Genomic DNA, 10,924 nt, shown 5'->3' with positions numbered 1-10,924 from the left:
CATCAAAATCTCCTCATGCATATTGCCGAGAAAATTCTACTTTTGAACCCGATTAGTGCGCGGGAGGATTACCAGCTGTCCGGCAAGCTGTTCCCCTCGGGTGAGCGTATAGAGCCCACCGCCCTTCTGTTGGTGATGGGCGTTGGGAAGATGGGTCATCGGTTCGAAGCAGAAGAAACCGCTTTCTGCCGATGGCGAATAGAGCACGAAATGCTTGAAGATGCTGTCAGCGTCGATGGAAAGCGCAATTCCCGTTTCCGGCCATTCGATGGTTGCCTTGCCGTTCCATCCGTCGAATGCGTTGTTTAGCCAGTACGCAGGAAGCCGGGCGCCGGATGCAAAGTTCATGTCTGGCAGAACCGGGCCGGGACTACCCGGCAAATGATTTTCTTGCTCGCTCCAGTGGTTTGCGGCCTCTGCGAAAAGGCGCGTTTCCGGCGTGCGCGGGAAGTAGGGGTGGAAGCCCAAGCCGTAGGGAAGCGCATGGTTTGCCCAGTTTGTGACCGTCAAGGACAAGCTCAGGCGATCCTCGTCAATGGCGATGGTCTGGGTCACCTCGTAGGCGAAGGGTCTGGTGGCGCTCGCCTCCTGCGCATAGCGAAATACGATCTCCTGGCGATTCTGCCGGAGGGTCGACCAGCGCTCAAGCCATCCATCGCCGTGCAGGACGAGCGGATCGGCCGTGCGGGGTGAGAGCCTGTAGTTTCGACCGTCGAAGCGGAAACCGTTGTCCTCGATGCGATTGCCGAACGGGACGAGGGGAAAACAGGCTTCCCGGCCGAGTACCTGCGAAGCGAGGCCGGGCGAGGGCGTCGGGGCGAGGATGGGGGTGCCATGCCAGCGGGCCGAAAGGATGGCGCCGCCGAGCGGGCTCACTTCGACAGCGAGCCCGCTCTTTTCGAGAAGGATGATATCCTTCGTCACAGGGTCAGACGTGCCGGCCGGCGGCGGCCGAGCGCAAGTTGTCGAGCAATACGGCGAGAAGCAGGATCAGACCGCGCACGACATATTGGTAGAAGGCCTGGATGTTGAGCAGGTTCATGACGTTTTCCGCAATGCCCATGATCAGCACGCCAACGATGACGCCGGTCATCGCCGCCCGGCCGCCGGCAAGTGACACGCCGCCCAGCACGCAGGCCGAGATGACGGAGAGTTCGAGGCCTGTTGCGGCATTCGGCTGACCCGATGTGATGCGGGAGGCGAGCAGCACGCCGGCAACGGCGCAGACGAGGCCCTGCAGCGCAAAGATCCAGATACGCATGTTGGAGACGTTGACGCCGGCAAGGCGCGAGGCCTCCGGATTTCCGCCGATCGCCAGCGTGTTCTTGCCGAAGACGGTGCGGTTCAAAACGAAACCAAAGACGATGAAGAAGGCGGTCATGACCCAGATCGGCGTCGGAATGCCGAGGAACTTCGAGAGCGCAAGCTGGTAGAAGCCCGGATCGTTGATGCCGACGGCGCGGCCGTCCGAGGCAATCAGGGCGAGGCCGCGCACGATCTGCATGGTGGCGAGCGTCGTGATCAGTGCGTTGATGCGGAAGCGGGCGATCACCACGCCGTTGACCAGTCCGACGCCGCCACCGCAGATGAGCGCGGCAATGAGGCCGACGAGGATCGAGCCCGAGGCGTTCGAGGCCATGACGGCGACCATGCCGGAGAATGCGACGGTGGAGCCGACCGACAGGTCGAAATCACGCGAGGCGAGGCAGAACATCATCGTGCAGGCGACGATGCCGATGGTGACGACCGATTGCAGCAGGCCGAGCATGTTGCGCTCGGTCAGGAAGTTGGGGACCGTCAGCGCCACGATGGCAAAGGCGATGGCGAAGATGACCACGAGGCCTTGCTCGCCGAGGAGGAGTTTTTTCAAAGACGTCATCGCGACTGGACCTGCTGGTTGGGGAGTTCGCTGGCATTGGACACATCGGGAAGCGCGGCGGCGAGGATGCGGCGCTCGTCGAAATCGGCACGGTCGATATCGGCCGCGACCCGGCCTTCGCACATCACCATGATGCGGTCGGTGATGCCCATTACCTCCGGCAGTTCGCTGGAGATGACGATGATTGCCATGCCCTGGCCGGCGAGCTCATAGAGGATTTCGTAGATTTCCGACTTGGCGCCGACATCGATGCCGCGTGTCGGCTCATCGATGATGAGGACTTTTACGCCCTGTTCGGAAAGCCAGCGGCCGAGAATGACCTTCTGCTGGTTGCCGCCGGAGAGGTTGATGATGTCCTGCTTGCGCGACGGCGTGCGCACGCGAAGTTTCGCGATGAAGCGCTCGGCAAGCTCCGCCTCCTTCTTTGGCTGGAGAAGGCCGAAGGGGGAGAAGTGGCGGCGCGAGGAGATCGCCATGTTCTCCTCGATATTGCGCCCCTGAACGATACCGTCGAATTTTCGGTCTTCCGGGCAAAGCACGATGCCGGAGCGGATCGACTGCGACGGGCTATCCGGTGTGACGGTTGCTCCATCGACACTGACGGTGCCCTGCGAGCGGTTGTCGGCGCCATAGACGAGGCGCGCCATCTCGCTGCGCCCGGCGCCGATGAGGCCGAAGAAGCCGAGGATTTCGCCCTGGCGCACGGAAACATTGATCGGCGTGCGCAGCTTGGAGCCGGCTAGGTTCTTGACCTCCAGACGGACGGCGCCGCGCTCGCGTGGACGAAAACCCCAGATGTTGGAGATTTCGCGGCCAACCATTTCGGCGATGATCTGGTCGCGCGTGACCTTGGCGATTTCCGGGTGATGCGCGGCAAGCTTGCCGTCGCGCAGCACGGTGAGGCTGTCGCACAGGCGGAAGATTTCGTCGAGACGGTGCGAGACGTAGAGGATGACCTTACCCTGTGCGCGCAGGCGGTCGATCAGGGTGAAAAGGATTTCGCTTTCGCGGGAGGAGAGCGAGGAGGTCGGCTCGTCGAGTGCGATGACGCGCGCATCGGCCATCACCGCCTTGGCGATCTCGACCATCTGGCGTTCACCGATCGAGAGTGCCGCGACCTTGACGGTCGGGTCGATGTCGATGCCGATATCCGCAAGCTTTTCCTTCACCACGCCGACAAGACGGGTGCGGTCGATCACGCCGGCCTTGCCGGGAAATCGGCCGAGCCAGAGGTTTTCGGCGACCGTCAGCTCAGGCACGAGCTGGAGTTCCTGGTGGATGACGATAACGCCGGCCTCGAAGGCATCGCGTACTGAGCGGTAGTGCTGTGACTGGCCGTCGATGCGGATCTCGCCGGTATCGGCCGACTGGTCGCCGGACAGCACGCGGATGAGGGTCGATTTGCCTGCGCCGTTTTCGCCCATCAGGCCGTGGACAGCACCCTTCTTCACGGAGAAGGAAACGTCGGCGAGCGCCTGCACGCCGGGATACCCCTTGGATATCGCCTTGAATTCAAGAAAGTCCTGCATGTCGCAACCCCCAAAAGAGGCCCGGCGGCAGCACGCCGCCGGGATGAAATCATCTTGGGAGGATGATTATTCGATGCCGAGATCCTTGCGAACGGTTTCGTAGTTGTCGCGCAGCGCAACCTGGCCGGCGGTCAGGATCAGCTTTTCCGGCTCCTTGCCGTTGGCGACCCACTCGTACATGTTGAGTGCTGTCTCGTAGCCGTGGCGCTTTGGCGAGATGATCACGGTGCCGAAGAAGCCGGTGGCAGTGGGCTTCTTGAACTCGTTGATCGCCGAATCCGCGCCGCCGATGCCCACGCCGATCATGCTGTCGGCGGCAATGCCGACGCTTTCGGTCGCGCGAACGGCGCCGAGCACGGCTTCGTCATTGAGGCCGACGGCGACCCAATGCTTGATGCCGGCATTCTTGTTGAGCACGACGGTTGCGGCGTTCAGCGCTGCTTCCGTGTCGGTCTTGGCCTGCGGGGCGTCAAAAATGTTGGCTTCCGGGAAGCCGGCGGCCTTCAGCACGGTGAGCGCGCCTTCGACGCGATCGACGGCGGTCGGCAGCTGGTCGTAGGACACGCGGATCGCGCCGACGTCCTTCATGTCCCAGCCGCGCTTCTTGATCTCGTCGACGATCGTCTGGCCGACGGCCTCGCCGATCTTGGTGGCCGAGATGCCCATATGGGCGACGTCTTCGATCGGGGTGCCATCGGCATTGACCAGACGGTCGTCGACGGTCATCAGCTTGAGGTCGTTGGCGGCGGCCTTGGCGACGATGCCCGGGCCGAGCTTCACGTCCGGCGTGCAGATGATGAAGCCCTGGACGCCCTGTGCGCCGAGATTGTCGATGGCCGACTGAACCTTCTCGCCGTCTTCCGCGCCGATCTTGACGAGCGTGAAGCCCTTTTCCTTGGCGGCGACGTCGGCGAACTTCCACTCGTCCTGGAACCACGGCTCTTCCGGCTGCTTCACGATGAAGCCGATCTTCACGTCGGCGGCAAAGGCGGAGGTGGCCGCGAACACGGCGACGGTGCCAGCCAGGATGGCTGCTTTGATAAAGCCCATTGTCTCTCTCCCAAATTAACTGCGCGTGCAGTGGGCTTTTGTGTAAAGTCTTTCATCATATTCGTCAATTGCGCTTGTATGATGAATTGAATATCAGTGTATGATAGAGATGGCGCCAATGATGAATGCGCATCGTGTCATCGGGCGCGAACTGGGTTATGGATCGCTGAGAGTGGGATGGAGAATGGCCGTGCAGGAACTGGGTGAAGGTTTGGGCGTGCCCGAAGGCGAGGGCGGCGTGCGCCGTCCGCGCGTGCAGAAGAACGTCACGCGGACGATCGCATCGGATATCTGCGCCGACATCTTCCCGGTCGGCGCCTTCCTGCCGACGGAAAACGAGCTGGGCACGCGCTACGGCGTCAGCCGCACGGTCATCCGGGAATCGCTGAAGATCCTCGAATCCAAGGGGCTTGTGCGGGGGCGTTCGCGTGTCGGCACCGTCGTCTGTGCCAAGGACGAGTGGAACATCCTCGACCAGCAGGTGCTGGAATGGATCGGCCCGCGCATCTTCGAACTCGATCTCCTAACCTGCGTGCTCGACGCGCGTCGCGCCATCGAGCCCTTCGCGGCAGAGTTCGCAGCCGCGCGGGCGACGGTGCAGGAGGTGGCAGAAATCGAGCGGGCCTGGGAGCGCATGCGCGACGCCGAGGGTGATCTCGAAGCGTTCACGCAGGCCGACGTCGCCTTCCATGCCGGCCTGCTGAAGGCCAGTCACAACCAGGTCTTCATGCAGCTTGCGAGCATCATCCAGGCGGCACTGGAATTTTCACTGCACGCCTCGAATGAGGCGGCGGACGCACGGGACGAAGCGTTGGAAATCCACAAGCGGCTCGTCGAGGCGCTGCGCATGCGCGACAAGGCGGCGGCACGCGAATGCTCGCACCGCATGCTTGATCTTGCGGCACGCGATCTGGCGATCGCTGTTCGCAAACATCCCGCAACCGCTGAACGCTGAGGAGATCACATATGGCTGGACGTCTTCAAGGGAAGCGGGTCATCGTCACCGGCGCGGCGCAGGGCATCGGCCTTGCCATCGCGGAAGTCTTCCTTGCCGAAGGGGCGAGCCTCTTCCTGATCGACCGAGACAGCGATCTGCTCGCTGCGGAAGCCGAACGGCTTCGTGCGACGGGTGGCAAGGTGGGTCATGCGACCGCTGACATCACGGATGCTGAGGCAATCGAACGGGCAGTCGCCGCGGCGACGCGCGAAATCGGCCGGCCGAACGCGCTGGTCAACAATGCCGGCGCCAACGTCTTCTTCGAGCCGCTGAAGCTATCCGATGCCGACTGGGAGCGCTGCTTTGACGTCAACCTCAAGGGTGCCTGGAACTGCAGCAAGGCCGTGCTGCCGGGCATGATCGAAGACGGCGGCGGCGTCATCCTCAACATCGCTTCGACGCATGCCTTCACCATCATCCCGCACACCTTCCCCTATCCGGTCGCCAAGCATGCGCTGCTCGGCATGACCAAGGCGCTCGGCCTCGAATATGCCGGGCAGGGCGTGCGCGTGAACGCGCTGGCACCAGGCTATGTGCGCACGCAGAAGGCTGTCGAATACTGGGACAGTTTCCCGGATCCCGTCGCCGCGGAGGCCGCAACGATGAAGCTCCATCCGGGTGGGCGCATCGCGACGCCGGAAGAGATCGCCAAGGCCGCGCTCTTCATGGTCTCGGACGAGTGCCCCTTCATGAATGCCACCTGCCTGACGGTCGATGGCGGCATGAGTGTCCTGCATCACCCCTGACCGTTTTCGGCATATTTCTCCATCCCACCCGAAACCTCCGGCGTCTCCTCGCCGGAGGTTTTTCTTTGTCCGCTTTGCCCATTCCGCAGCTTGACCGAAAATAACTCCGATTATATGAGAAAAGAAAAGCTAACTTACCAGCGTGCACTTGTGGAGGAGCAAAAATGTCCCGGAAATTGCGGTCGCATCATTGGTTCGGCGGGCTGGACAAGGATGCGTTCATTCACCGGAGCTGGATGAAGAACAACGGCCTGCCGGACGACGTTTTCGACGGCCGCCCGGTCATCGGCATCTGCAACACCTTCTCGGAACTGACACCCTGCAACGCGCATTTCCGCGGCCTTATCGAACATATCAAGGCGGGCGTGCTGGAGGCGGGCGGCCTGCCGGTGGAGTTCCCGGTCTTCTCCTGCGGTGAATCGAACCTGCGCCCGACCGCCATGCTCTTCCGCAACCTCGCCTCCATGGATGTCGAGGAGGCGATCCGCGGCAATCCCATCGACGGCGTCGTGCTGATGGCGGGTTGCGACAAGACCACGCCGTCGCTCGTTATGGGCGCGGCCTCCTGCGATCTGCCCTCCATCGTCATTTCCGGCGGGCCGATGCTGAACGGCCGCTTCCGCGGCCGCACCATCGGTTCGGGCACGGATGTCTGGAAGTTCTCGGAGGATGTGCGCGCCGGCGTGATGTCGCAGAAGGATTTCCAGGCGGCTGAAAGCGCCATGTCGCGCTCGCCCGGCCACTGTATGACCATGGGCACGGCTTCCACCATGGCTTCCATGGTGGAAGCGCTGGGGCTCGCCCTTCCCGGCAACGCCGCCGTTCCCGCCGTCGATGCCGAGCGGGCCCGGCTGGCGCGGCTGACGGGCCGGCGCATCGTCGGCATGGTCGCCGAAGACCTGCGTCTGTCGAAGATTCTTACACGCGCGGCCTTCGCCAATGCCATCCGCGTCAACGGCGCGGTCGGCGGCTCCACCAATGCGGTGGTACACCTCCTTGCGATCGCCGGCCGCACCGGCACGCCCTTGTCGCTCGACGATTGGGACCAGTTCGGCCGCGACGTGCCGACCATCCTCAACCTGATGCCCTCCGGCCGCTACCTGATGGAGGATTTCTACTATGCCGGCGGCCTGCCGGTCGTCATGAAGGAAATTGCCGATCTCCTCGACCTCGATGCTTTGACAGTCACGGGCAACAGCGTCGGCGTGAATATCGATGGCGTCGAAAACTTCAATGACGATGTCATCCTGCCGCGCGAAAAGGCCCTGACCGCAAGCGGCGGCATCGCCGTGCTGCGCGGCAACCTTGCGCCGAGCGGCGCCATCGTCAAACCATCGGCGGCAACGCCGGCACTGATGCAGCACCGTGGCCGCGCCGTGGTCTTCGAGACCATCGATCATTACAAGGCGCGTATCGACGATCCGGACCTCGATATAGACGAGAGCTCGATCATGGTTCTGAAGAACTGCGGCCCGAGGGGGTATCCGGGCATGGCCGAAGTCGGCAACATGGCGCTGCCGCAAAAACTTCTGAAGAAGGGCGTGCGCGACATGGTGCGGATTTCTGATGCCCGCATGTCCGGTACGGCCTTTGGCACGGTGGTCCTGCATACGGCACCGGAAGCGGCCGTCGGCGGCCCGCTGGCGCTGGTGCGTGATGGGGATTTTATCGAACTCGACGTCGCCGGCCGTCGGCTGCATCTCGATGTCGACGACGCCGAACTGGCCCGTAGAAAGGCGGAGTGGACGGCGCCGGTGCCGGAGATGACCCGCGGCTACCAGGGCCTTTATGTCGAGTGCGTCATGCAGGCCGATACGGGGGCGGACCTTGATTTTCTCGTCGGTGGCAGCGGCCATGCTGTCCCCCGCGAGAGCCATTGAGGAGGCGATGGTGAAGGATTTTCGCGTTGAAGACCTGCACGGCATCCACGCCATTCTCTACGCGCTCTTCGATGAGCGGGAAAAGCTCGACCGCGCCTTGATGCGCCAGCAGGTGGAAATCTGCCTGGCGAGCGGCGTGCACGGTATGGCGGCCCTCGGCCTTGCCACGGAGGCTTCCAAGCTCGATGAGGCCGAGCGCATGGCGATCATGGACTGGGTGGTCGAGGACACCGCCGGCCGTGTGCCCGTCGCGCTGACGATCTTCGGCGCCTCGGTCGAGGAACAGGTGCGCCAGGTGCGCCATGCGACGGCCGCCGGTGCCGACTGGCTGATCCTCCAGCCGCCGATGGTCGGCCAATATTCCGCCGTCGAATACATCCGTTTCTTTGGCCGCGTCGCCGAAAACACGGACCTGCCGCTCGCTATCCAGAACGCGCCGGCGCTGATGGGGCGGGGCCTGACGGCGACGGACATTCGCGATCTCGTGCGCCAACATCCCAATATCCGCCTGGTGAAGGGGGAGGGACCGGTCGTCGATATCGCCCACCTGATCGAGATGACGGAGGGGCGGTTGCCGGTCTTCAACGGCCGCGCCGGACTGGAACTGCTGGAAAACCTACGCATCGGCTGTAGTGGCCTGATCCTGGCACCCGATTCCATCGACTATGCCGTGCGCGCCTACGAATTCTTCTGCGACGGCTGGGACGCGCATGCCGAGGAGGAATATCGCCGCATGCTGCCGGGTGTCGTCTTCACCATGCAGGGCATCGAGACCCTCATCTGCTACGGCAAGCGTCTGTTCGGCGAGCGTGCGGGCATCGAAATCCACGACCGAGCGCCCGCCTCGCGGCCCACGTCGATCGGCCTGGACATGACCCGGCGCTATGCAACGGCCCTGGGTGGCTTTCCCGAATAGGACGGACCGTCTATGTACGGGGAAGACGCAAGGGAGGGTGCATGAAGCCAATCGCTCGGGAAGATCGCGGCCTGCCGGCCCGTATTGCAGGCGATATCGGCCGGCGCATCACGCTGGGCGACCTGAAGGTCGGCGAGACCCTGCCGCGCGAGGCAGACATGCTGGCAGCACTCGGCGTCAGCCGCACGACGCTGCGCGAGGCGTTGAAAATCCTGTCAACCAAGGGCTTCATCGAGGCAAAGCCGCGGCTCGGCACGCGTGTGCGGGCGGCAGAACACTGGAACACGCTCGATCCGGTCGTGCTGTCCTGGCAGGGCGATGCCGAGGACCAGGACGCGCTCGCCGAAGAACTTTTCGAAATCCGTCTTTCCATCGAGCCGCTTGCAGCACGCCTTGCCGCCCGTCGTGGTTCGGTCGCGCACCATGCGGCGATCCGTGCGGCCTTCCTGCGCATGGCGGAGGAGCAGGCCGGCATCGACGCGGCGATCGAGGCCGATATCGATTTCCACCTTCAGATCTTCCAGGCTGCCGGCAACCGTTTCCTGCTGCCGGTTTCCTCGGTCATCCGGGCTGCTTTGTCGATCAGCATTCCGAAAACCATGGCCGCCTCTGGCGGCTTCGGCCAGTCGCTGGCCCAGCACCGGGCGATCCTTGAAGCGATCGAGCAGCGCGACGAGGAGGCCGCCTTCGCCGCCGCCACAACGCTCATCGCATCGACCTACAAGCGGAACTTCGGTTAAAGGCGGACCGGTCCCCTGACGGGAGACGTCACGGAGCGCCTTCCGCCCGCGAAAGCCGTCGTGCGACGTCGAAAAATGCACTGACGAGTTTGCCGTTGCTGCGCTCGCGCAGGCAGATCATCGCCTCGTCCATCAGCATTTCCGGGGCCTTGATGTGAATCGGAACAAGGCGGTTGTCCTGGCCGAATTCGGCGGAGGAGACGAAGCCCACGCCGCCACCGGCCGCGACGATCTCGCGAACCGCCTCGCGTCCCTCCGCCTCGATGAGCGGTGTCAGGGTGACGCCGCATTGTTCGGCCATGGCCTCCAGCTTCTGACGGGTCTTCGAACCGCGCTCACGCAGGACAAGGGGGTGTTTGGCAAGTTCGGCGAACGAGACTTCCTTCTGATCGCCCAGTGGATAGCCGCGGCTCGCGAAGGCGATAATCGGCGTGGAGTTGAGCTTCAGGATCTCGAAATCGCTGGATTGCGGGATTTCGCCGAGAACGCCGATATCCGCCTCGTAGGCGTGCAGGCTGGTGATGACCGTCTCCGTGTTGCCGGCATTGATCGAGACCTGCACGGACGGGTAGGCGCGGCGGAAGGCGGCGAGGATGTGGAGCAAGTGGTGGGCGGCGTCGGCGACGATCCGCAGCTTTCCAGCACGCAGGGCCCGCGATTCCGAGAGCAGGTCAAGCGCCTGCTGTTCGACATCGAACATGCGCCGGGTGATTTCCAGAAGCTGCTGGCCGGCCTGGGTCAGCGTTACCTGCTTCTTGTTTCGGTTGAAGAGGAGGACGTCATATTCTTCCTCGAGCTTGCGCACCTGGTCGGAAACCGCGGGCTGGGTTAGGAACAGCGCCTCCGCCGCGCGCGAAAACCCGCCATGGATGGCCACGTTGTGGAAGGCGCGAAGCTGAACATAGCGCATGTGGCATGCTCTCCCTGAATATAGGTTGAGTTTATGAATACATTAAAACCAACGATTTGATTTATGTAAAGCGGCGCGTGATAGTTTTTGCATTTCCATCCCCGCGGTGGAGCGCCTCCATGACCTTGCGACAATCGCCTTGAGTTTGTCGCTGTCGGGCGCTCGCCGGACCCCTTCATCGCGTGCGAGATGGCTCGTGAGAAGGAGCATATGCGCCGCCTCTTCGATAACAGCTGCAAGAGCCATCTGGAGATTGTGCAGACGCGAACGGAGGCCA

Annotated in this window: 10 protein-coding genes; 5 read left to right on the top strand and 5 right to left on the bottom strand. The window is 63.0% G+C overall.

Annotated elements, in window-relative coordinates; translation table 11 throughout:
• Positions 1–36 precede the first annotated feature (36 nt).
• From AC1RT2_RS23035 to AC1RT2_RS23020, 4 genes are all read right to left on the bottom strand, one after another.
• Positions 37–924, bottom strand: coding sequence for an aldose 1-epimerase (locus AC1RT2_RS23035; protein WP_493105680.1), 888 nt, complete (start codon positions 922–924; stop codon positions 37–39).
• A gap of 4 nt (positions 925–928) precedes the next feature.
• The gene (araH, locus tag AC1RT2_RS23030) at positions 929–1,879 is read right to left on the bottom strand and encodes an L-arabinose ABC transporter permease AraH (RefSeq protein WP_069063244.1); all 951 of its coding nucleotides are present in this window, start codon (positions 1,877–1,879) and stop codon (positions 929–931) included.
• Entirely contained in the window at positions 1,876–3,408 is a 1,533-nt protein-coding gene (gene araG / locus AC1RT2_RS23025) for an L-arabinose ABC transporter ATP-binding protein AraG (RefSeq protein WP_493105678.1), read from the bottom strand. The genes araH and araG overlap by 4 nt, the downstream gene beginning before the upstream one ends.
• Positions 3,409–3,474: 66 nt before the next feature.
• Entirely contained in the window at positions 3,475–4,458 is a 984-nt protein-coding gene (locus AC1RT2_RS23020) for an arabinose ABC transporter substrate-binding protein (protein ID WP_493105676.1), read from the bottom strand.
• A 184-nt stretch (positions 4,459–4,642) separates the two neighbouring features.
• Here AC1RT2_RS23020 and AC1RT2_RS23015 point away from each other — a divergent pair, with 184 nt between their 5' ends.
• From AC1RT2_RS23015 to AC1RT2_RS22995, 5 genes are all read left to right on the top strand, one after another.
• Complete coding sequence (locus tag AC1RT2_RS23015; RefSeq protein ID WP_069063241.1) at positions 4,643–5,413, top strand: FadR/GntR family transcriptional regulator; 771 nt, start codon at positions 4,643–4,645, stop codon at positions 5,411–5,413.
• 11 nt (positions 5,414–5,424) lie between these two features.
• Positions 5,425–6,201, top strand: coding sequence for an SDR family oxidoreductase (locus tag AC1RT2_RS23010; protein ID WP_493105674.1), 777 nt, complete (start codon positions 5,425–5,427; stop codon positions 6,199–6,201).
• A 164-nt stretch (positions 6,202–6,365) separates the two neighbouring features.
• A complete protein-coding gene (gene araD / locus AC1RT2_RS23005; protein ID WP_493105672.1) occupies positions 6,366–8,081 on the top strand; it encodes an L-arabinonate dehydratase in 1,716 nt (571 codons plus the stop codon).
• A gap of 10 nt (positions 8,082–8,091) precedes the next feature.
• Positions 8,092–8,997, top strand: a complete 906-nt coding sequence (locus tag AC1RT2_RS23000; protein WP_493105670.1) for a dihydrodipicolinate synthase family protein — start codon at positions 8,092–8,094, stop codon at positions 8,995–8,997.
• 41 nt (positions 8,998–9,038) lie between these two features.
• Positions 9,039–9,737 carry a FadR/GntR family transcriptional regulator gene (locus AC1RT2_RS22995; protein WP_493105668.1) on the top strand — a complete coding sequence of 233 codons (699 nt, stop codon included), beginning with the start codon at positions 9,039–9,041 and terminating at the stop codon, positions 9,735–9,737.
• 28 nt (positions 9,738–9,765) lie between these two features.
• On the opposite strand, the gene AC1RT2_RS22990 is transcribed toward AC1RT2_RS22995, so the two are convergent.
• Positions 9,766–10,647 (bottom strand): LysR substrate-binding domain-containing protein, encoded by an 882-nt coding sequence (locus tag AC1RT2_RS22990; protein WP_493105666.1) that lies wholly within the window; start codon positions 10,645–10,647, stop codon positions 9,766–9,768.
• Between the last annotated feature and the right edge of the window lie 277 nt (positions 10,648–10,924).

Source organism: Shinella sp. GW821-FHT11G07, from assembly GCF_058808115.1.
This window is presented reverse-complemented; position numbering and strand designations above follow the sequence as displayed.

What these genes read in the sequence shown, in the direction of transcription:
- araH (WP_069063244.1), bottom strand. Translation starts at nt 1,879, where the DNA reads ATGACGTCTTTGAAAAAACTCCTCCTCGGCGAGCAAGGCCTCGTGGTC.
- araG (WP_493105678.1), bottom strand. Translation starts at nt 3,408, where the DNA reads ATGCAGGACTTTCTTGAATTCAAGGCGATATCCAAGGGGTATCCCGGC.
- AC1RT2_RS23020 (WP_493105676.1), bottom strand. Translation starts at nt 4,458, where the DNA reads ATGGGCTTTATCAAAGCAGCCATCCTGGCTGGCACCGTCGCCGTGTTC.
- AC1RT2_RS23015 (WP_069063241.1), top strand. Translation starts at nt 4,643, where the DNA reads ATGGCCGTGCAGGAACTGGGTGAAGGTTTGGGCGTGCCCGAAGGCGAG.
- AC1RT2_RS23010 (WP_493105674.1), top strand. Translation starts at nt 5,425, where the DNA reads ATGGCTGGACGTCTTCAAGGGAAGCGGGTCATCGTCACCGGCGCGGCG.
- araD (WP_493105672.1), top strand. Translation starts at nt 6,366, where the DNA reads ATGTCCCGGAAATTGCGGTCGCATCATTGGTTCGGCGGGCTGGACAAG.
- AC1RT2_RS22995 (WP_493105668.1), top strand. Translation starts at nt 9,039, where the DNA reads ATGAAGCCAATCGCTCGGGAAGATCGCGGCCTGCCGGCCCGTATTGCA.
- AC1RT2_RS22990 (WP_493105666.1), bottom strand. Translation starts at nt 10,647, where the DNA reads ATGCGCTATGTTCAGCTTCGCGCCTTCCACAACGTGGCCATCCATGGC.